Source organism: Rheinheimera sp. WS51, assembly GCF_050936095.1.
Lineage (GTDB): Bacteria > Pseudomonadota > Gammaproteobacteria > Enterobacterales > Alteromonadaceae > Alishewanella.
Map to the genome: position 1 here is coordinate 41,089 of NZ_JBOTRC010000009.1, position 20,976 is coordinate 62,064.

Annotated in this window: 18 protein-coding genes; 11 read left to right on the forward strand and 7 right to left on the reverse strand. The window is 42.3% G+C overall.

Going from position 1 to position 20,976, the window contains the following annotated elements; translation table 11 throughout:
* Positions 1-54: 54 nt before the first annotated feature.
* The 3 genes from ACRCA4_RS11055 to ACRCA4_RS11065 all read right to left on the reverse strand — a co-directional run bounded on the left by ACRCA4_RS11055 (position 55) and on the right by ACRCA4_RS11065 (position 4,135).
* Complete coding sequence (locus ACRCA4_RS11055; RefSeq protein WP_433188289.1) at positions 55-1,212, reverse strand: acyl-CoA dehydrogenase family protein; 1,158 nt, start codon at positions 1,210-1,212, stop codon at positions 55-57.
* A gap of 161 nt (positions 1,213-1,373) precedes the next feature.
* Positions 1,374-2,870 carry a CoA-acylating methylmalonate-semialdehyde dehydrogenase gene (locus ACRCA4_RS11060; RefSeq protein ID WP_433188292.1) on the reverse strand — a complete coding sequence of 499 codons (1,497 nt, stop codon included), beginning with the start codon at positions 2,868-2,870 and terminating at the stop codon, positions 1,374-1,376.
* Between the two features lie 83 nt (positions 2,871-2,953).
* Entirely contained in the window at positions 2,954-4,135 is a 1,182-nt protein-coding gene (locus tag ACRCA4_RS11065; RefSeq protein ID WP_433188295.1) for a thiolase family protein, read from the reverse strand.
* A 272-nt stretch (positions 4,136-4,407) separates the two neighbouring features.
* On the opposite strand from ACRCA4_RS11065, the gene ACRCA4_RS11070 reads away from it, so the two are divergent.
* The 8 genes from ACRCA4_RS11070 to ACRCA4_RS11105 all read left to right on the forward strand — a co-directional run bounded on the left by ACRCA4_RS11070 (position 4,408) and on the right by ACRCA4_RS11105 (position 13,282).
* Positions 4,408-4,824, forward strand: coding sequence for a MerR family transcriptional regulator (locus tag ACRCA4_RS11070; RefSeq protein WP_433188298.1), 417 nt, complete (start codon positions 4,408-4,410; stop codon positions 4,822-4,824).
* A gap of 15 nt (positions 4,825-4,839) precedes the next feature.
* A complete protein-coding gene (locus tag ACRCA4_RS11075; RefSeq protein ID WP_433188300.1) occupies positions 4,840-6,009 on the forward strand; it encodes an isovaleryl-CoA dehydrogenase in 1,170 nt (389 codons plus the stop codon).
* A 151-nt stretch (positions 6,010-6,160) separates the two neighbouring features.
* On the forward strand, positions 6,161-7,768 hold the full coding sequence (locus tag ACRCA4_RS11080; RefSeq protein ID WP_433188303.1) for a carboxyl transferase domain-containing protein: 1,608 nt from the start codon (positions 6,161-6,163) through the stop codon (positions 7,766-7,768).
* Between the two features lie 384 nt (positions 7,769-8,152).
* Positions 8,153-8,947 (forward strand): enoyl-CoA hydratase/isomerase family protein, encoded by a 795-nt coding sequence (locus ACRCA4_RS11085; protein WP_433188306.1) that lies wholly within the window; start codon positions 8,153-8,155, stop codon positions 8,945-8,947.
* A 5-nt stretch (positions 8,948-8,952) separates the two neighbouring features.
* A complete protein-coding gene (locus ACRCA4_RS11090) occupies positions 8,953-10,935 on the forward strand; it encodes an acetyl/propionyl/methylcrotonyl-CoA carboxylase subunit alpha (RefSeq protein WP_433188309.1) in 1,983 nt (660 codons plus the stop codon).
* Entirely contained in the window at positions 10,935-11,843 is a 909-nt protein-coding gene (locus tag ACRCA4_RS11095; protein ID WP_433188312.1) for a hydroxymethylglutaryl-CoA lyase, read from the forward strand. The genes ACRCA4_RS11090 and ACRCA4_RS11095 overlap by 1 nt, the downstream gene beginning before the upstream one ends.
* A 67-nt stretch (positions 11,844-11,910) precedes the next feature.
* Positions 11,911-12,612, forward strand: coding sequence for a CoA transferase subunit A (locus ACRCA4_RS11100; protein WP_433188315.1), 702 nt, complete (start codon positions 11,911-11,913; stop codon positions 12,610-12,612).
* 10 nt (positions 12,613-12,622) lie between these two features.
* Entirely contained in the window at positions 12,623-13,282 is a 660-nt protein-coding gene (locus tag ACRCA4_RS11105; RefSeq protein WP_433188318.1) for a CoA transferase subunit B, read from the forward strand.
* A 120-nt stretch (positions 13,283-13,402) separates the two neighbouring features.
* Here ACRCA4_RS11105 and ACRCA4_RS11110 read toward each other — a convergent pair whose 3' ends face one another.
* Positions 13,403-14,293 (reverse strand): NAD(P)-dependent oxidoreductase, encoded by an 891-nt coding sequence (locus ACRCA4_RS11110; RefSeq protein WP_433188320.1) that lies wholly within the window; start codon positions 14,291-14,293, stop codon positions 13,403-13,405.
* Between the two features lie 220 nt (positions 14,294-14,513).
* On the opposite strand from ACRCA4_RS11110, the gene ACRCA4_RS11115 reads away from it, so the two are divergent.
* Positions 14,514-14,999: a glutathione peroxidase gene (locus ACRCA4_RS11115; RefSeq protein WP_433188323.1), complete on the forward strand. Its 486-nt coding sequence runs from the start codon at positions 14,514-14,516 to the stop codon at positions 14,997-14,999.
* A gap of 50 nt (positions 15,000-15,049) precedes the next feature.
* Here the strand turns inward: ACRCA4_RS11115 and ffh are convergent, their stop codons facing one another.
* Positions 15,050-16,417 carry a signal recognition particle protein gene (gene ffh, locus ACRCA4_RS11120; RefSeq protein WP_433188326.1) on the reverse strand — a complete coding sequence of 456 codons (1,368 nt, stop codon included), beginning with the start codon at positions 16,415-16,417 and terminating at the stop codon, positions 15,050-15,052.
* 182 nt (positions 16,418-16,599) lie between these two features.
* Here ffh and ACRCA4_RS11125 point away from each other — a divergent pair, with 182 nt between their 5' ends.
* Both ACRCA4_RS11125 and ACRCA4_RS11130 read left to right on the forward strand, forming a co-directional pair.
* A complete protein-coding gene (locus tag ACRCA4_RS11125; RefSeq protein ID WP_433188328.1) occupies positions 16,600-17,412 on the forward strand; it encodes a cytochrome C assembly family protein in 813 nt (270 codons plus the stop codon).
* Between the two features lie 62 nt (positions 17,413-17,474).
* A complete protein-coding gene (locus ACRCA4_RS11130) occupies positions 17,475-18,737 on the forward strand; it encodes an HlyC/CorC family transporter (protein WP_433188331.1) in 1,263 nt (420 codons plus the stop codon).
* 29 nt (positions 18,738-18,766) lie between these two features.
* Here the strand turns inward: ACRCA4_RS11130 and ACRCA4_RS11135 are convergent, their stop codons facing one another.
* The gene (locus tag ACRCA4_RS11135) at positions 18,767-19,975 is read right to left on the reverse strand and encodes a serine hydrolase domain-containing protein (RefSeq protein WP_433188334.1); all 1,209 of its coding nucleotides are present in this window, start codon (positions 19,973-19,975) and stop codon (positions 18,767-18,769) included.
* Positions 19,976-20,180: 205 nt separating this feature from the next.
* Positions 20,181-20,975: an MlaA family lipoprotein gene (locus ACRCA4_RS11140; RefSeq protein WP_433188337.1), complete on the reverse strand. Its 795-nt coding sequence runs from the start codon at positions 20,973-20,975 to the stop codon at positions 20,181-20,183.
* Between the last annotated feature and the right edge of the window lies 1 nt (position 20,976).

The window sequence follows — 20,976 nt, forward strand, 5'->3', positions numbered from 1 at the left end:
GCTGTGGCAAGTTACCGATAGTCCGTGTTTACTGACTATTAGTTTGCATGCTGATTATAAAATATCAGCAGCAGCTTGATCTAACAAACGACGGCCAATGATCAAACGCATGATTTCATTAGTGCCTTCTAAAATTTGGTGTACCCGCACATCACGGAAATGGCGCTCTAATGGGTATTCTTTGATATAACCATAGCCACCGTGTAACTGCAGGGCTTGATCGCAAACGCTAAAACCAACATCGGTGGCAAAACGTTTCGCCATAGCGCAATAAGCAGTAGCTTCGCTGTCTTGTTGATCTAATTTAAAGGCGGCTAAACGCACTAACTGACGCGCAGCAACCAGCTCTGTGGCCATATCGGCAAGTTTAAACTGTAAGGCCTGAAATGCAGCAATAGGCTTACCAAACTGCTGCCGCTCTAACATATAATTACGCGCGGTATTCAAAGCTTGCTGCGCCGTACCTATAGAGCAAGTAGCAATATTAATACGACCACCATCTAAGCCTTTCATGGCAAAACCAAAACCTTCACCTTCATTACCTAATAAGTTATGAGCAGGAATACGCACATCTTCAAAGGTAATTAACCGAGTTGGCTGAGCATTCCAACCCATTTTTTCTTCCGCTTTACCGTAAATAACGCCTTTGGCATCAGCTGGAACTACAAAGGCCGAGATTCCTTTAGGGCCTGCCTCACCGGTACGGGCCATAACAACAAGTACTTCTGTTTCACCTGCGCCTGAGATAAACATTTTTGAGCCATTAAGCACATACTCATCGCCTTCTTTTTTAGCGCTAGTACGTAAACTGGCGGCATCAGAGCCTGAGCCTGGTTCGGTTAAACAATATGATGCTAACTTTTCGCCTGTGACGAGTTTATCTAACCATTCACCTCTAGCTGTATCTGTGCCCCAATTGGCTATCATCCAAGTTGCCATATTATGAATAGTGAGCATGGCAGTTGTAGCAGTACAGCCCATAGATAACTGTTCAAAAATAATAGAGGAGTCTAACCGTGATAAGCCCATACCACCGTATTGCTCTGGGGTATAAAGCGAGCAAAAACCTAGCTCACCGGCTTTTTGAATAACAGCTTTTGGAAAAAAATGCTCACGGTCCCACTGAGCAGCATGAGGGGCCAACTCTTGCTCTGCAAACTGCTTAGCAACATCGGCAAAGGCTTGTTGGTCTTCGGTTAAATTAAAATTCATATAATGTCCTGCTTTGAAACTTAAATTTATAACAGGGACTGCAGACTTTATTTAGCCGACCGTTGCAGGCCATGGATGGCCGGAAACGAGCCCCATGGACGGTTTATTGCGTGTCGGCGTGTAAAGTGTGCAGGCCAATACACCTAAATACTAAATAAACCTTAACGCAGGTTAATCGACATATTAGGCCCTGACACCGGAATATCATCGTTAAACCAACGCGCTGTTATAGTTTTAGTTTCGGTATAAAAACGTACGGCTTGTTTGCCATAAGCATGCTGATCACCATAGAAAGAACCTTTCCAACCGGTGAAAGAGAAAAATGGCAGAGGCACTGGAATAGGAATGTTAATACCAACCTGACCTACTTCAACGTTATGTTGATATTTACGCGCTGCAGCACCGCTAGCGGTAAAGATAGAAGTACCATTACCATAAGGGCTGGCATTAACTACTTCTAAGGCGGCATCTAAAGAATCAACCTGCATAGTGGTTAATACTGGGCCAAAGATTTCTTGCTTGTAAATCTCCATATCGGCGGTTACATCAGTAAAGACGGTTGGGCCTACCCAGTTACCATTTGGGTAACCTTCAACTGTGCAGTTTGAGCCATCTAGCACACACTTAGCGCCTTCTTTTTTACCTTGTTCAATCAATGATAAAACGCGAGCACGTGCTTGTGGGCTAATTTGCGGGCCATATGCGGCTTCAGGATCGGTATAAACGCCTGGGCGAACCTTACCAATTGCAGCAGCAACTTCTGGGATCCACTGTGCAGAATCACCCACAAAGACCGCAACCGAAATAGCCATACAACGCTGGCCAGCTGCACCAACAGAAGCCCCCACTAAGGCATTAATGACTTGTTGCTTATTCGCATCTGGCATAATAACCATATGGTTTTTCGCACCAGCAAAAGCTTGTACCCGTTTTAAGTTATCAGTACCAGTTTTGTAAATATATTGACCAACATTCACCGAACCAACAAAGGAAATAGCTTTAATATCTGGGTGATGCAAAATGGTATCAACTTGCTCTTTAGCCCCATGCACTACTTGTAACACACCTTTAGGTGCTCCTGCTTGTACAAATAGCTCAGCTAATTTATTCACCGTCATGGGATCTTGCTCAGACGGTTTTAAAATAAAGGTATTACCGCAGGCAATAGCCATTGGGAACATCCATAATGGGATCATCGCAGGGAAGTTAAATGGTGTAATACCGGCACACACCCCTAACGGCTGAATATAGCTATAGGTATCAATGCTACGTGCTACGTTTTCGACAGTTTCGCCCATCATTAATGACGGAATATTTGCTGCTTGCTCAACAACTTCAATGCCGCGCCATACGTCGCCTTTGGCATCTTCAACCGTTTTACCTAATTCTTGGCAAATAATTTCAGCTATCTCTGCTTGATGCTCTTTTAGCAAATGGGCATAACGCATCATTAAGCGCGCCCGCTCTGATACTGGTACTTCTTTCCAGGTTAAAAAGGCCGTTTTTGCCGATTCAATAGCGCGTGTCATTTCGTCTGGCGTAGCACAAGGTACCTGAGCAATGACTTCTTGGGTTGCAGGGTTGGTTACGTCAATTAATTTGTCGCTATTAGAGCTAACAAATTCGCCATCAATAAAATGTTTTACATTAACTGTCATGGAGCTTCTCCTGGTTGTTTGAAGCACTGCCAGCTTTATTTTTTATATTAACTGGCAGGTAGTTATTATATATAAGCTTGGCCTTACATAACCTCAACGGCTAAAGCAACAGCTTCACCGCCGCCAATGCATAACGATGCAACACCTTTATGTAAGCCACGCTGACGTAAAGCATGAATTAAGGTAACTAAAATACGGGCGCCTGAGGCACCAATAGGATGACCTAATGCACAAGCGCCACCATTAACGTTTACTTTAGCTTCATCTAAGCCAAGCTCGTTAATTGCTAGCATAGTTACCATGGCAAAGGCTTCGTTAATTTCCCATAGATCAACATCTTGCTTAGACCAACCTGCTTTAGCTAATACTTTTTCCATAGCGCCAACAGGTGCCACAGTAAATAAAGCAGGTTCCATAGAATTAGTAGCATGAGCAACTACACGAACTAAAGGTGTTAAACCTTGTGCTTTGGCATCGTCTTCACGCATTAACACTAAAGCTGCACCGCCGTCTGAAATAGAACTAGAGTTCGCTGCGGTAATAGTGCCCTCTTTAGCAAAAGCTGGACGTAGGGTAGGAATTTTTTCGAAATTGGCTTTAGCCGGTTGCTCGTCAGTATCAAAAACCTGCTCGCCTTTACGGGTTTTAATGGTTACAGGCGTAATTTCAGCCTTAAAGGCACCGCTAGTAATAGCTTGTTGGGCGCGGGTTAATGACTTCACAGCAAAGGCATCCATTTGCTGACGAGTTATGCCTTTTTCATCAGCGGTTTCTTGAGCAAAACAGCCCATGGCCTTGCCATCATACGCATTTTCTAAGCCATCTAGCATCATATGATCTTTTACTTCGCCATGGCCCATACGCATGCCACCACGAGCTTTTGGCAGTAAATATGGCGCATTAGTCATTGACTCCATACCACCGGCAACCACAACATCTGCGCTGCCTGCTTTTAATAAATCAGTCGCTAACATAACGGCTTTTAAACCCGAGCCACACACTTTATTAATCGTAGTGGCCCCGGCAGATAAAGGTAAACCGGCTTTTAATGTTGCTTGGCGCGCAGGGGCTTGGCCTAAACCAGCAGGCAACACATTACCCATAATAACTTCGCTAACGCTCTCGCCTTTAATACCTGCTTGAGATAATGCTGCGCTAATTGCCGTTGCACCTAAGACGGTTGCATCAACCGCTGATAAACCACCCATAAATCCGCCCATAGCGGTACGTTGAGCTGCAACGATTACGATATTGTTAGACGCCATTATGTTCTCCAAACTTGATTGAAATGAAAATAGATAAAAAAGTTGTTTCAGAGCCTACACCAAATTTACGTTTACGCCAACGTCAACCTTATAAGACTATGGTTGTGTATGCTTAATTTGGTTCATTTCTGTGTACAGCTTACGCTAGAAAAGTGGCATTTTTGCTTTACAGTTGGCATAAACAGAGGCTTGCGGTCTAGACGTCTATCCTCTGTTAGCTTTACCTTTACGTAAACTTCACTTATAGTTGCAGCGTTTTTGAGAAGGCAGACATGACGATAAAAGAAGAAAAAACCTACAGCATTAGTGAGCTTGCAAAAGAGTTCGACATTACCACTAGAAGTATTCGTTTTTATGAAGACCAAGGCTTAGTGATGCCTTTGCGTAAAGGTCAAACTCGCATTTATAGCAACCGAGATCGAGTTCGTTTAAAGCTGATTTTACGTGGCAAACGTTTAGGATTTAGTCTAGCCGAGACAGGACAACTATTTGAACTTTATGATGTAGATAAAAGCAGCGTAACGCAGCTAAATACCATGATGAAGTTAATTGAACAGAAAAAAGCTGAATTACATCAGCAAATGGACGATATCAAAGTTGTGCTAATGGAGCTGGTAACTGTTGAAAAACGTTGCCGAGATATCTTAGCCAATACCAAACCACAGACACTGCTAAAGCAGCAGGATTGAGAAACGGGGAATAACATGATTAGCAGTTATAAAGGCCTTAATTTCGACTTAGGTGAAACCGTCGATATGATCCGCGAGCAAGTAAATGCATTTGCTCGTGAAGAAATAGCACCACGCGCTAGCCAAATTGATATAGATAATGAATTTCCAGCCGACTTATGGCGTAAATTTGGCGACTTAGGCTTACTAGGTATTACTGTAGATGAAAAATACGGTGGTTCTGGTTTAGGCTATTTAGAGCATGTTGTTGCTATGGAAGAAATTAGCCGAGCCTCTGCTTCTGTTGCTTTATCTTATGGTGCCCATTCTAACTTATGTGTTAACCAAATTTCTCGTAACGGTAGCGAAGAGCAAAAATTAAAATATTTGCCTAAACTATGCTCTGGCGAGCACGTTGGTGCTTTAGCGATGAGTGAGCCAAATGCCGGCTCTGACGTGGTAAGCATGAAACTGCGCGCCGAGAAAAAAGGCGACAAATATATTCTTAACGGCAACAAAATGTGGATCACTAATGGTCCAGACGCTGATGTATTAGTTATTTATGCTAAAACCGATGTTAATGCGGGCTCTAAAGGCATTACCGCTTTTATTGTTGAGCGTGGCTTTAAAGGTTTTAGTACAGCACAAAAGCTAGATAAATTAGGTATGCGCGGTTCAAATACCTGTGAATTAGTATTTGAAGACTGTGAAGTGCCCGCTGAGAACGTATTAGGCCAAGTAGGTAGCGGTGTAAAAGTATTAATGAGCGGCCTAGATTATGAACGTGTTGTACTTTCTGCCGGCCCATTAGGCATTATGACCGCCTGTATGGATGTTGCGGTACCTTATGTACACGACCGTAAACAATTTGGTCAAGCCATTGGTGAATTCCAATTGGTTCAAGGCAAATTAGCCGATATGTATACACAAATGAATGCAGCAAGAGCCTATGTTTATGCTGTAGCTAAAGCCTGTGACCGCGGCGAAACAACGCGTAAAGATGCTGCAGCAGTTATTTTATATGCTGCTGAACTAGCAACAAAAATGGCTTTAGATGCTATCCAATTACTTGGTGGTAATGGCTACATTAATGAGTACCCAACAGGCCGTTTATTACGTGATGCTAAGCTATATGAAATTGGCGCAGGTACGTCAGAGATTCGTCGTATGTTGATTGGTCGGGAACTCTTTACCGAATCAAACTAACGGCTTGAAATAAGTAAACAAAATAAGGAACAATTCAGATTTAACCTCGCAACACAGGCTAAATCATTGTTCCTGTTTTGTTTTGAGCTAACTGATAATGCTAGCCCCCATTGATGGCCAGTAACTCAATGTTCAGTATAGGGTGACTTAAGTGACCAAAATTACGTCTAAAATAAATCCTCGCTCAGAGGAATTTCAAAAAAATGCAGCGGCAATGCAAGCCGTTGTCGATGATCTCAACAGCAAAGTGCAACAGATTAAACTCGGTGGTGGTGAATCTCTTATTGCCCGCCATGTTGCACGTGGCAAAATGTTTGTCCGTGAGCGAGTGCAAAAGCTATTAGATCCCGGTTCACCTTTTTTAGAAGTCGGTCAATTTGCTGGCTGGGAATGCTATGACGACTACGTGCCAAGTGCAGGTATCGTTGCTGGCATCGGCCGTGTGAACGGTGTTGAATGCATGGTAGTGGCTAATGATGCAACCGTAAAAGGCGGCACTTATTATCCGTTAACTGTGAAAAAACATTTACGTGCCCAAGAAATTGCTGAACGTTGCCATTTGCCTTGTATTTATCTTGTTGATTCAGGTGGCGCTAACTTACCGCGTCAAGACGAAGTTTTCCCAGATAAACTGCACTTTGGCCGTATTTTCTTTAATCAAGCCAATATGTCTGCCAAAGGTATTCCGCAAATTGCTGTGGTAATGGGCTTATGTACAGCTGGTGGTGCTTATGTGCCAGCCATGGCTGATGAAAGCATTATTGTAAAAGAGCAAGGCACCATCTTCTTAGCCGGTCCGCCTTTAGTTAAAGCGGCAACAGGTGAAGAAGTTAGCGCAGAAGAATTAGGCGGTGCCGATGTCCATTGTAAAATTTCAGGTGTGGCCGATCACTATGCCTTAAATGATGAGCACGCTTTGCAGTTAGCCCGTAACTGTGTAGCTCGCCTTAACCGCCAACAGCAAACTAAGGTGGATGTTAAGCCAAGCCAAGAGCCGTTATACGATGCCAAAGAGCTCTATGGCATTGTTGGTACAGACTTACGTAAACCTTTTGATGTTAAAGAAGTGATTGCCCGTATTGTTGATGGCTCAGATTTTGATGAGTTTAAACAATATTACGGTTCAACTTTAGTTTGTGGTTTTGCCCGTATTTTTGGCAATCCAGTGGGTATTGTTGCCAATAATGGCATCTTATTTTCTGAGTCAGCGCAAAAAGGCGCCCACTTTATTGAGCTTTGTGCTCAACGTAAAATTCCTTTATTGTTTTTACAAAATATTACCGGCTTTATGGTCGGCAAAAAATATGAAGCCGAAGGTATTGCTAAACACGGCGCTAAAATGGTGATGGCGGTAAGTTGCGCTAAAGTACCTAAATTCACGGTGTTAATTGGCGGTAGTTATGGTGCAGGTAACTACGGCATGTGTGGCCGTGCTTATGATCCAACCATGATGTGGATGTGGCCTAATGCTAGAATTTCCGTAATGGGTGGCGAACAAGCTGCCGGTGTTATGGCACAGGTGACCAAAGATGGCTTAGCGCGTAAAGGTGAAACCTTGTCAGCAGAAGCTGAGCAAGCACTTAAAAAGCCAATTGTTGAGCAATATGAAAAGCAAGGTCATCCCTACTACGCCAGTGGTCGCTTATGGGACGACGGTATTATTGATCCTGCTCAAACACGAATGACAGTAGGCTTAGCTTTAGCCGCAGCTTTAAATGCGCCTATTGAAGAGACTAAGTTTGGCGTGTTTAGAATGTAGCCGATGGTGTAAAACCACTTAGCGAGACGCAATCGCGCCGTGCAACTTTGTCAGAACACGCCGTAAATACATCCATGTAGGCTCGAGTTTTTCATCCCTGAAAAACACGGTTCTGAACAAAGTACACTCTGCGCTTGCTCTACTGGCATTTGGTCTACTGAGCAATAGCGCTGATAGCAGTTTTTAAGCAAGACTAAGCGGATGCGGATGTGGCTTTTTAGCGACCTTTGCAGCCCTGGATGGGCGAAAATGAGCCCCCAGGGATGGGTTTACGGCGTGTCGCTAAAAAAGCTCACGCAGCAGTAGCGAATTTAAAGATATGAAACAGCATTGCTTTTTTAAGTCATGCTTGAGCAATAAATTAAAATACTCTCGGAGTAATATATGAAGCCTACTTACACAGAAGTCAGCATAGATAAGCGCGGGGTTGCCACTTTAACGTTAAACCGCCCGGAAGTGCATAATGCCTTCGACGATAAAATGATCGCTGAACTGATCAGTATTTTAGGCAGTTTAGCCTCTGATGATGCTGTACGTGTTTTAGTGTTAAACGCTAAGGGTAAAAACTTCTCAGCTGGCGCCGATCTGAACTGGATGCGCGCCATGGCTGATAAAGATTATCAACAGAACTTAGATGATGCCGACGAGCTGGCAGAGTTAATGCACAAACTTGATCGCTTTCCAAAGCCTAGCATCGCCTTAGTGCAAGGTGCAGCTTTTGGCGGCGCGGTGGGTTTAGTTGCCTGTTGTGATATTGCTATTGCTTCAGATAATGCCAGCTTTTGTTTAAGTGAAGTTAAAATTGGCCTAATTCCCGCAGTTATCAGCCCATATGTCATGCGCGCCTTAGGTGAGCGACAAAGCCGTCGTTACTTTATTACCGCTGAACGCTTCAGTGCCGACACAGCATTAAACATGGGCTTATTACATCAAGTTGTAGCAAAAGAGCAACTCGACGCTGCTGCAGATACTTTTATTCAAACTTTATTACAAAATAGCCCCGCAGCAATAAAAGCCGCCAAGACCCTGATCCACAATATTTATAACCGTAAGATTGGCAATAATGTTATTGCTCATACTACGCAGGCGATTGCTGAAATTCGGGTGTCAGAAGAAGGCCAAGAAGGCTTAACTGCGTTTTTAACTAAACGTAAACCTAATTGGCTAAGTGAGGAATAATATTCATGTTTCGTAAAATTCTGATTGCTAACCGCGGCGAAATTGCCTGCCGTATTATAGATACCGCACATAAGCTAGGTATTCGCTGTGTTGCTGTCTACTCTGAAGCTGATGCCAATGCACGTCATGTTCGCATGGCAGATGAAGCCTATTTACTTGGCCCTGCCCCCAGTAAAGACTCCTATTTACGTTTAGATAAAATTATTGCTATAGCCCAAAAAAGTGGCGCTGAAGCCATTCACCCAGGTTATGGCTTTTTAGCTGAAAATGAACAGTTTGCTCAAGCCTGTGCCGATGCCGACATCGTATTTATTGGCCCGCCAGTTAGTGCTATCACTGCTATGGGTTCAAAAAGTGCCGCTAAAAACATTATGCAAAAAGCCGGTGTTCCCCTCGTTCCGGGTTACCATGGTGAAGATCAGTCTGATGCCAAATTAGCAGAGGAGTCTGCAAAAGTAGGTTACCCACAATTGCTAAAAGCGGCTTATGGTGGCGGTGGTAAGGGCATGCGCGTGGTGTGGTCAGAAGACGAATTTGCTAGCGCCTTAGCCGGTGCGCGCCGCGAAGCAACAGCGGGCTTTGGTAACGATAAAATGCTGATAGAGCGTTATTTAACTAAGCCGCGTCATATTGAAATTCAAGTTTTTGCGGATAATCATGGCAATGCTGTTTATTTAGCAGAGCGTGATTGTTCTATTCAACGTCGTCATCAAAAAGTTATTGAAGAAGCGCCAGCGCCAAACTTTACTCAGCAACAGCGTGAGTCTATGGGTGAGGCTGCGGTTAAAGCGGCTCAAGCTATCGATTATCGCGGTGCCGGTACAGTTGAGTTTTTATTCGACGAAGACGGCTCTTTCTACTTTATGGAAATGAATACTCGCCTGCAAGTAGAGCACCCAGTAACTGAAATGATTACTGGCCAAGATCTTGTTAATTGGCAGCTTTTAATAGCCGCAGGTGAACCTTTACCGCTAAGCCAAGACCAAGTGCAAATTGACGGTCATGCTATTGAAGTTCGGGTTTATGCAGAAGATCCTGATAACGACTTTTTACCTGCTACCGGAAAATTAACTTACTTACGCCAGCCAGAAGCCAGTCGTTATGTTCGCGTTGATACCGGTGTAGTTGAAAACGATGAAGTTAGCCCATTTTATGATCCTATGATTGCCAAACTAATTGTTTGGGATCAAAGCCGTGATCGCGCAATTAGCCGTATGCTTCGTGCCTTAGATGACTATCGTATCGCCGGTGTAACGACTAACCTAGGCTTTTTAACCAGCTTAGCTGAGCATCCTGCATTTAAAGCAGCAGAATTAGATACTAATTTTATTAACCAGCATCACGATAGCTTATTTGCTCCTGCTAACCAGCAGAATAATCAAGCTTTAGTATTAGCAGCTTTATATATTTTGCAGCAGCAAAAATCACAAGTTAACCATAAAACGTCCTTTAGTCCTTGGCAATTTAGCCATGGCTGGCGTTTGAATGAAACCCCAACAGTTACACTTACCTTACGCCGTGGTGATGAAGAAAACCAAGTGACTATTGAACAACATCAACAGCACTACCAAGTACAGCTAGGGGAACAAAGTGTCATTTGTAATGCCGAATTAAACGGTGATGAATTAAGTGCCGTTGTGGGTGAGCACAGAACTAAAGTGCGGGTAAGCCAATATCAAGATACTGTTAGTGTGTTTATTAAACACCAACGCTATGACTTTATTTACCAAACTGAAGTGGCAACCGATCTTGATGGCGCTGAGCATGCAGGTAGCTTAACAGCGCCGATGAACGGCACTGTGGTTGCGGTATTAGTAGACAAAGGCGCCGTTGTTAAAGCCGGTGATACTTTAGTCATTATGGAAGCCATGAAGATGGAATACAGCATTAAAGCCACTCAAGATGGCACGGTGAATGATGTATTTTATGCCGCAGGTGACTTAGTCCAAGACGGCGCAGAATTAGTTGATTTTACGGCGGACGAATAATGACATTACCCAAGCAAGTTAGACTGGTTGAAGTAGGCCCGCGCGACGGCCTACAAAATGAAGCAAGTGTTAGCACAGCCGATAAAATTGAGCTAATTAATCAGTTAGCGGCGGCTGGGCATAGTTATATAGAAAGTGGCGCCTTTGTGTCACCTAAATGGGTGCCACAAATGGCCGACTCTGCAGAAGTGTTTGCAGGAATAAAGCGCCAGGCAAATATTACCTATGCAGCATTAACACCTAATTTAAAGGGGTATGAAGCAGCTAAGTTAGCCAATGCGAGCGAAGTTGCTATTTTTGGCGCAGCTTCAGAAGCCTTTAGCCAAAAAAACATCAACTGCAGTATTGCAGAAAGCTTAGCCCGGTTTGAGCCAGTAATGACAGCAGCTAAGCGCGATGGCCTTAAAGTAAGAGGTTATGTGTCTTGTGTCGTAGGCTGTCCTTATCAAGGTGAAGTAGCCCCTAGTGAGGTTGCTCGGGTAGCTAAAGCTTTACTCGATATGGGCTGTTATGAAATATCACTTGGCGACACTATAGGTGTAGGCACACCTAACAGCGTTAATGCCATGCTAGATGCAGTGTTAGCGGTTGTGCCGGTAGAAAAAATAGCCGTACATTTTCATGATACCTATGGCCAAGCGCTAAGTAATATCTATGTTGCTTTAAACCGCGGCATTAGCGTTATAGATAGCGCTGTAGCAGGTTTAGGTGGCTGCCCATACGCTGCAGGCGCATCTGGCAATGTCGCATCTGAAGATGTAGTCTACTTATTAAACGGTTTAGGTATTAAGCACGGGGTGGAGTTAAATACATTAGCCGCCGCCGGCCGCTTTATCACCGACAAGTTGGGTAAGCAACCTAGTTCTAAAGTAGGATTGGCGCTTAAAGCTAAGTGCAGTACAACTTAATTTAATCAGCGTTATAGTGTTTTGTTGCAGAAAAAAATAACAACTAAGCAAATACAGAGGATAACAAATGGCAGGGTTTAATAAGGTCGTATCAAGCTACGAGGAAGCCATGGCAGGCTTGCAGGACGGCATGACCGTTATTGCTGGTGGCTTTGGTTTATGTGGTATTCCTGAGGGCTTGATTGCCCAAATAAAAAAAATGGCTACCAAAAACTTAACCGTCGTTTCAAATAACTGTGGTGTGGATGGCTTTGGTTTGGGTATTTTACTTGAAGATAAACAAATAAAAAAAATGGTTGCGTCTTATGTTGGTGAAAATGCCTTATTTGAAAAGCAACTGCTTAACGGTGAATTAGAAGTCGAGCTAACGCCTCAAGGTACCTTAGCTGAAAAAATGCGTGCTGCTGGTGCTGGTATTCCTGCCTTTTTTACCGCTACAGGTTACGGAACACCTGTTGCAGAAGGTAAAGAAACCCGTGAAATTAATGGCCGTAACTATGTACTCGAAGAGTCTATTCAAGGCGACTTTGCTATTGTACGTGCCTGGAAAGCAGACCGTTATGGCAATTTAATGTTTCGCCATACGTCAATGAACTTTAACCCTATGGCAGCTACAGCAGGCAAAATTACCGTCGCTGAAGTAGAAGAAATTGTTGAGCCGGGTGAATTAGAGCCATCACAAATTCATACCCCAGGTATTTACGTACAACGTGTTATCAAAGGTAACTTTGAAAAACGCATTGAACGTCGTACAGTTCGTCAAGCTTAAGGAGGCAACAATGGCTATATCTCGTGAACAAGTTGCCATGCGCGTAGCACAAGAACTACAAGATGGTTATTACGTCAATTTAGGGATAGGTATCCCAACTTTAGTAGCAAACTATGTACCTAAAGGTATTGAAGTCATGCTGCAATCTGAAAACGGTTTATTAGGTATGGGACAATACCCTACTGAAGATGAAATCGATGCTGACATGATTAATGCCGGTAAAGAAACTGTGACAGCCGTTAAAGGCGCGGCAATTTTTAATTCAGCTGAAAGCTTTGCCATGATCCGTGGCGGCCATGTTGATTTAACGGTATTAGGTGCCTTTGAAGTTGACCAAAATGGTAATATTGCTAGCTGGATGATACCAGGCAAGCTAGTTAAAGGCATGGGCGGCGCTATGGATTTAGTAGCCGGTGCCCAAAATATTATTGTCACTATGACTCATGCAGATAAGCACGGTAACAGTAAACTATTAACTGACTGTACTTTGCCGCTAACCGGCGTAGGCTGTGTTAAAAAAATTGTCACAGACTTAGCCGTGTTAGAAGTACGTGATGGTGCCTTTCATTTATTAGAACGGGCTCCTGGTATTTCAGTTGAAGAAATTCAACAAAAAACAGCGGGTAAATTAGTGATAAATGGCGACATTCCAGAAATGCAGTTTAGCTAATGCTAACATTGCTATCCTAGATGGTTATCCTCGATAGCTATCTAGCTAAATGTAATAAAGAAAAGCTGGCTTAATGCCTAATGCCGTTCACTTAAGGTGAGCGGCATTTTTTATTGTTGCTTACCGCTTTAAGCGCGCTAATAAACTTGAGGTGTCCCAGCGATTGCCACCCATTTGTTGCACTTCACTATAAAACTGGTCAACTAAGGCTGTTAATGGCAAATGGCTGCCATTATTACGCGCTTCAGTTAAGGCGATCCCTAAGTCTTTACGCATCCAATCAACGGCGAAACCAAAATCATATTCGCCTTTTAACATAGTAAGAGAACGATTTTGCATTTGCCAAGACTGAGCAGCACCTTGCGATATCACCTCGACTACGGCGGCGGCATCTAAGCCGGCATTTTGCGCAAAATTTAAGCCTTCAGCTAAGCCTTGCACGACACCGGCAATACAAATTTGATTAACCATTTTAGCTAGTTGCCCAGAGCCAACAGGCCCTAACAACTTAGCGCAGCGAGCATAACATTGAATAGCGGGCTCTGCCTTAGCCATATCGGCATCTTCGCCGCCAATCATCACAGTTAAAATTCCTTTTTCAGCACCCGCTTGGCCACCTGAAACCGGCGCATCTAAAAAGCCAATGCCTTGCTGTTTGGCCGCTGCAGCTAATTCTCTGGCTAATTCAGCCGAAGCGGTTGTATGATCAATCAACACACTGCCAGTTTGCATACCGGCTAATACGCTCTGCTCGCCATAAACTACCGAGCGCACATCGTTATCATTACCCACGCACATAAAAACCAATGCGGCTTCTTTTACAGCCATAGCAGGCGTTTCTGCCCAGGCGCCGTTATATTCAGTCGCCCACTGCTTTGCCTTAGCTGTTGTACGATTATATACCGTCACCTGATAACCCTTTTGCTGTAAAAAACCAGCCATTGGGTATCCCATAACCCCTAAACCTATAAAGGCAACCCGCTTACTTTGTTCATTTGCATTATTTGACATAATTTAGACTTAAAACTGTGACACACTGTGGCGCAGAGCTTACAAATTAATCTGCCTAATTGCAAAGCTGTTAAGCAAGATCTTCAGTTTTCTTTGCCTAAATTGATTGGCTTTATTCTAGCGTAATCTGGCAATAAGTAAGTACCTAGTTTGCAACTAACCAAGCAATACTTTCGCAAGTAAGCAGCCTAGCAATTTTATAAATAACAAGGAGTCGTCTATGGCGAGAATACATCAATTTACTGTCAACGATGGCCATGGCAATAGCCTAGACTTAAGTCAGTTTACTAATAAAGTGTTATTAATTATTAATACCGCCAGCGAGTGTGGTTTTACCTCGCAATACGCAGAGCTAGAAAAGCTGCATCAAGAATATCAAGATAAAGGCTTAGTTATTTTAGCCTTTCCCTGTAACCAGTTTGGTAAGCAAGAGCCTAACAGCAATACTGAGATCCAACAGTTTTGCCAACGTAATTATGGTGTCAGCTTTGCAGTTATGGCAAAAATTGACGTAAACGGTCCTAATGCTGCGCCTTTATTTGATTATTTAAAACGCCAAGCACCTGGGGTGTTATTCACCCGCGCTATAAAGTGGAACTTCACCAAGTTTTTAGTTAATAAACAAGGCGATGTTATTAAGCGTTATGCGCCCAGAACTAAACCTAGCAGTATAACCAAAGCAATAGAGCAATTACTGGCCGAATAAAACAACAAAGCCTTGTCTGTGACAAGGCTTTGACTAAGCTGCGATTAGCTTTAACGCGGAGGCAGCATACCTGGTGGTAACTTACCGCCCATGCTACGCATCATTTTCATCATACCGCCTTTGCCAGACATTTTTTTCATCATTTTCTGCATTTGCATAAACTGCTTTAATAACTGATTAATATCTTGCACTTGGGTACCAGAGCCAGCAGCTATACGCTTTTTACGAGAGCCTTTTAATAAATCAGGATAATTACGCTCTTTAGGCGTCATAGAGTTAATAATGGCTTCCATCTTGATAAATTGTTTATCACCCATTTGATCCATGGCACCTGCTGGTAGGTTCTTCATGCCTGGTAGCTTATCTAGCATCGACATCATGCCGCCCATGCTGCGCATTTGAACCAGTTGATCACGAAAATCTTCTAATGAAAAGCCTTTGCCCTTCATCAGTTTTTTAGCCATTTTAGCTGACTTTTCTTTATCAACTTTTAGCTCAAGTTCTTCAATTAAACCCAGCATGTCACCCATGCCAAGAATACGAGAAGCGATACGGTCAGGGTAAAACGGCTCTAAAGCGTCTGTTTTCTCGCCCATACCAATAAACTTAATTGGTTTACCGGTAATATGACGAATAGATAAAGCCGCACCACCACGGGCATCACCATCGGCTTTAGTTAATACTACACCCGTTAATGGCAACGCATCGTTAAAGGCTTTTGCTGTATTAGCCGCATCTTGACCTGTCATGGCATCAACCACAAACAGGGTTTCAATTGGCTTAACGGCTGCATGTAAGGCTTTAATTTCATCCATCATGTCACTATCAACATGCAGACGACCTGCAGTATCCACCAAAAGAACATCAAACTGACGCACTCGAGCATGGCCAATAGCCGCATTAACAATATCAACTGGTTTTTGTGAGATGTCGCTTGGGAAAAATTCAACCTTAATATCATTTGCTAAAGTTTCTAGCTGTTTTATTGCCGCAGGACGATAGACGTCGGCTGAAACCACTAGCACCTTTTTCTTTTTACGTTCAGTTAAATATTTTGCTAACTTAGCCACTGAGGTGGTTTTACCCGCCCCTTGCAAACCCGCTACCATTACAACCGCTGGCGGCTGGGTATTTAAAGCAAGCTCTTCATTAGCGTCGCCCATGGCTTCTTCAAGTGCTTTTTGCACTATTTTTAGAAACTCTTGGCCTGGCGTTAAACTTTTACTTACTTCTAAACCTACTGAACGCTGCTTAACATTAGCAACAAAGTCACGCACTACAGGCAAAGCAACGTCGGCCTCAAGCAGGGCCATACGCACTTCGCGTAAGGTTTCTTTAATATTGTCTTCAGTCAGACGACCGCGACCGGTAATATTTTTTAAGCTTCGGCTTAATCTGTCAGAGAGGTTTTCAAACATGCTATTATACTCAACACTGATAATATGACCGATTATACCTCAGACGAGGACAAGAATCAGCCGTTATCAAATACTCGTATTATATTTCTAATTTTAACTTGGCTGATAAAGACTCAGAGTGAACACTGTGTTTAAATGCCAAGATACCCTACAATAATGAACTGACGAAATAAGAGGGATTAATGCACATGTCAACGGTATTGCTCAGCGCACTGGCTTTAGTTGCTTATCTAGTAGCAACCGCGTCGGTGTCATTGCGTATTTTTCATCCTGCTGGGCCTCACTTTAAAACTACCTTTTCTGCAGCAAGCCTAGCCATAGTGCTACATATGCTGGCATTAACCGCACTATTGTTTACAGCAGATGGCCAAAACTTTAGTTTGCTTAATGTTATTTCGTTGATTTGCTGGCTAATTACCGTTGCAATAACGGTGATAGCGTTACGCACGCCCACTATTTTATTGCTTCCCGTTGTTTATGGTTTTGCCAGTTTAGTGCAATTAGCTACCTTAGTGACGCCGCAATATAGCCAAATACAGCATTTTGAGCAGCACCTTAGTTTATTAACCCATATTTTCTTAGCTTTTATTGCTTATGCAGTATTAGTTATGGCTATGTTGTATTCGCTTCAAGTTACCTATATTAGCAATAAATTAAAACGCAAAGATTTCACTGCCGTTAGTCGCCATATGCCCCCTTTAGTGTATGCCGAAAAATTACAATTTAGATTATTATTAACCGGTACTATTTTGTTAGGCTTAGCGCTATTATCTGGTGCACTCTTTATGGATAATTGGTTAGCAAAAGATAACCTACATAAAAACGTGCTAAGCTTTATTGCATTTTTAGTATTTGCCCTGTTATGTTGGGGACACGCCTGCCAAGGCTGGCGTGGAAAAACAGCAAATATGCTAACAATTAGTGGCAGTTTACTGCTAACATTAGCCTACTTTGGTAGTCGCTTTGTTCGCGAAGTACTATTAGATAAATTTTAATTTTTTTAACTCATAGGCCCCACTTTAAAAATAGGGGCTTTGGTTATATAGGTGTTTAACTTTTGGACGACATAGCAACAAGTACGTTATTTATTATTCTTGGCGTGCTTATTTTCATATCTGCCTATTTCTCAGGATCAGAAACCGGCATGATGTCTGTAAATCCTTATCGTTTGAAGCATTTAACAAACGAAAATAATAAAGGGGCTATTCGTGTTAGCAAACTTCTTAAGCGACCTGATCGCTTAATTGGCCTTATTTTAATTGGCAATAACTTAGTTAATATTGCCGCTTCAGCTATTGCAACTATTATAGGTATGCGACTTTATGGCGATGCTGGTATTGCTATTGCTACTGTAGTATTAACATTAATTGTTTTAGTTTTTGCTGAAGTAACGCCTAAAACTATAGCGGCTCTTCACCCTGAACGCATTGCCTTTCCCAGCTCAGTGTTATTAAAGCCTTTATTAACGATATTTTACCCACTTGTATGGCTAGTTAATTGCATTACTAACAGCATTTTAATGTTATTCCGTATTAGCCCAGAAAACCATCAAGGCAATAGCTTAAGCGCCCAAGAGCTGCGTACCGTTGTGCATGAAGCTGGTGCATTAATTCCTGAACAGCACCAAAATATGCTAGTGGGTGTTTTAGATTTAGAAAATGCTACCGTTGAAGATATTATGATCCCGCGCAATGAAGTAATAGGGATTGATATTAATGATGAATGGAAAGATATAGAACGCCAGTTAGCGAATATTCAATATAGCCGTATTTTACTTTATCGCGATAATATTGATGATGCCTTAGGTTTTGTTCACCCTCGAGAATTAATGCGTTTAGCAATTAAAGAGCAACTAACAAAAGCCTCTTTATTACGAGCAGTAAATGAGATTTACTTTATTCCTGAAGGAACCCAGCTCAGCACGCAGCTACTTAAATTTCAACGTACTAAAGAACGCATAGGTTTAGTGGTAGATGAGTATGGCGATATCCAAGGGTTAGTTACTCTAGCCGATATTTTAGAAGAAGTTGTTGGCGAATTCACAACCGATATTGCAGAAGAAACCAACGAAGATATTATGCCCCAGCCTGACGGCTCGTTTTTAATTGATGGCAGTATTAATATTCGTGATTTAAATCGTGAGATGGAGCTAAGCCTGCCAACAGACGGTCCGAAAACACTTAACGGCCTAATATTAGAATTACTAGAAGAGATCCCTCAGGGCCGTTTAAGCATTAAGTTAGCGGGCTATCCGTTTGAAGTGATTAATGTTCAAGACAATATGATTAAAACAGTCCGTTTTTTGCCACATATTAGCTAAAATTTCATATGGTAATACTGCTTAAATCACTATTTGGTTAGGCTATTTGACTCTGGTGTTAGGACTAGCGCATTAACAATTTCAGCTGCTTTATTACCATGCTTTGGTTGTTGTAGGTGCAAGGCCGTTAACATACTCCGCCAAAAATAAGGGCCAAGCTCGTTTATAACGTTAGACTCAGCATTCAACAACATAGCCACACCAACTTGATGCTCAGCTGAGTAAGCAATTTCAGCTCTATAGCCTTTTACCCAGCCACCATGATATACCAATTCGTCTTCGCCAAATTGATATAAGCGCCAACCTAAGCCGTAATTAGCATCTTTAAGATAAGGCTTCCATTGCTTACGGCGAAGATCACGACGAGTTTTAATTCGCCTAGTTGTTAATTGCTCCAATAGTGGCTCTGATAAAACAGTTGGATTATGACCTAACTGAGCAATTAGCCAATAGCCTAGATCTACAGCACTAGCATTAACCCCTGCGGCCGGTAAAAAGTGATAATAATCTTCAGACACTTTAACAGGATGCCATTCTTTGCGCGCCATAACATGGGGCATTGCTCTGTTTTCACTACTAAAAAAACCGGCCATACCTACCGAAGCTGTAGGCAAATTAAGAGGTGTAAAAATACGCTTTTCAATTAAATCAGCATAAGTTTGTCCTGTTGTTTGCAACATCACAGGTTCAATTAAACTAAATAATACATTTTGATAGCCGTAACACTTACCGGGAGTACATAAGGGATCAATCTTACTAAACTGAGGTAAAATACGATCCAGCGGCACATCCGCTTCAATTAAGTTGTCATATGCATTGGGCATAACACCGGTACTTTGTGACAGTAAATGATTTAATGTTAGCTGACTATTATAACGTTTAGATTTAAAAGAAAAGTCAGGTATGTAATCAATTAGCTTGTCATCTAAAGTAAAGTTACCTTCTGCTGCTAAAATGGTTGATAAGCCAGCGGCAAAGGTTTTCGATACTGAGGCAATACGAAAGACAGTATAAGGGTCAACCGCCTCTTCTGAGCCTAATTGACGCACGCCAAAACCCGCTGTAGCAATAATTTTATCGCCTTTTACAATAGCGTAAGCGCCACCAGGGATACCAGCCTCGGTTAGCTTAGCAAAAAAATGCTGATCAAAATCACTAATCACATTTGCTAAATTATCATCCGCCGATATGGGTACTGTGAAAAAATAAAATAATATACCAACGAACCCTAGCTTCACTTAGTGCCCTTATACTTTATACATCTACAACTTATTTCATTGTATGGATTTTACAATTCAATGCCAACTATTGTTAACATTTAAAAATCACTATAAAACTATAATTAACGACAACAGCAACCGAGAAAATTAGCTTAAACAAAAAAGCGACTTAATTGAGTAAGTCGCTTTTGGTTAGATATAATAAGCTAACTGATTGTTCGCTTTACCAATCATCTAAAATATCATCAAAGGCGTCTTCATCTAATTCTGGCTCTGCTTGCTTAGGTGGATTGCCATCATAAATTTTAAATAATATACGCTGGAAATAAGACTCTTTTACAAAAGCATAAGGATCCAGCGATTCATCCAACATTTGCTCCATAGACATTAATTGCTCACGGCTATCTAAGGCGCTAATTACATATTTAGTCACACTTAATGGCATGCTTAAAAGTGACAAAGGTGAATACAGTGAGTCTCCAGCTTTACCGACAACACCACGAGCAGTATTAGGGCCTAGGCCCGGCAGCATCAAATAAGCCCCATCACCAACGCCCCACACAGCTAATGTTTGATCAAAATCTTCATCTTGCTCAGCTAAGCCAATTTTAGTGGCTACATCAAAAATACCAAAAATACCCAAAGTACTGTTTACTAAAAACCGTGCTGCACTAATCGCTGTGTTATTCGGTTTTGCTTGTAAGGCACCGTTTAACACGTTAACCGGCTCAGACAAGTTATTACTGGCATTCACTAAGCCTTTTCTAGCAGGTTTAGGCACTAAGGTCATATAACCTACTGTGGCGGGTCTTAATAGATAGCGATCTAACACATCGTAGTTAAAATCCCACATATCACGGTTAAAGCTTTCTAGCGGATCACGCTTGTCAGCATAACTGTGACTAGAAGATGTCGCTATCTCATCTTCAGCAGCACGCTCTGGTGCACTATTACTGGCACAGCCAGCTAGCATTAATAAAATAGCAGTACTACTAATAAAGTGCTTTAATCTGGCCATA

Bases quoted from the DNA above. Each gene is read 5' to 3' on its own strand.
- ACRCA4_RS11055 (WP_433188289.1), bottom strand. From the start codon at position 1,212: ATGAATTTTAATTTAACCGAAGACCAACAAGCCTTTGCCGATGTTGCT.
- ACRCA4_RS11060 (WP_433188292.1), bottom strand. From the start codon at position 2,870: ATGACAGTTAATGTAAAACATTTTATTGATGGCGAATTTGTTAGCTCT.
- ACRCA4_RS11065 (WP_433188295.1), bottom strand. From the start codon at position 4,135: ATGGCGTCTAACAATATCGTAATCGTTGCAGCTCAACGTACCGCTATG.
- ACRCA4_RS11070 (WP_433188298.1), top strand. From the start codon at position 4,408: ATGACGATAAAAGAAGAAAAAACCTACAGCATTAGTGAGCTTGCAAAA.
- ACRCA4_RS11075 (WP_433188300.1), top strand. From the start codon at position 4,840: ATGATTAGCAGTTATAAAGGCCTTAATTTCGACTTAGGTGAAACCGTC.
- ACRCA4_RS11085 (WP_433188306.1), top strand. From the start codon at position 8,153: ATGAAGCCTACTTACACAGAAGTCAGCATAGATAAGCGCGGGGTTGCC.
- ACRCA4_RS11090 (WP_433188309.1), top strand. From the start codon at position 8,953: ATGTTTCGTAAAATTCTGATTGCTAACCGCGGCGAAATTGCCTGCCGT.
- ACRCA4_RS11095 (WP_433188312.1), top strand. From the start codon at position 10,935: ATGACATTACCCAAGCAAGTTAGACTGGTTGAAGTAGGCCCGCGCGAC.
- ACRCA4_RS11100 (WP_433188315.1), top strand. From the start codon at position 11,911: ATGGCAGGGTTTAATAAGGTCGTATCAAGCTACGAGGAAGCCATGGCA.
- ACRCA4_RS11105 (WP_433188318.1), top strand. From the start codon at position 12,623: ATGGCTATATCTCGTGAACAAGTTGCCATGCGCGTAGCACAAGAACTA.
- ACRCA4_RS11110 (WP_433188320.1), bottom strand. From the start codon at position 14,293: ATGTCAAATAATGCAAATGAACAAAGTAAGCGGGTTGCCTTTATAGGT.
- ACRCA4_RS11115 (WP_433188323.1), top strand. From the start codon at position 14,514: ATGGCGAGAATACATCAATTTACTGTCAACGATGGCCATGGCAATAGC.
- ffh (WP_433188326.1), bottom strand. From the start codon at position 16,417: ATGTTTGAAAACCTCTCTGACAGATTAAGCCGAAGCTTAAAAAATATT.
- ACRCA4_RS11125 (WP_433188328.1), top strand. From the start codon at position 16,600: ATGCACATGTCAACGGTATTGCTCAGCGCACTGGCTTTAGTTGCTTAT.
- ACRCA4_RS11140 (WP_433188337.1), bottom strand. From the start codon at position 20,975: ATGGCCAGATTAAAGCACTTTATTAGTAGTACTGCTATTTTATTAATG.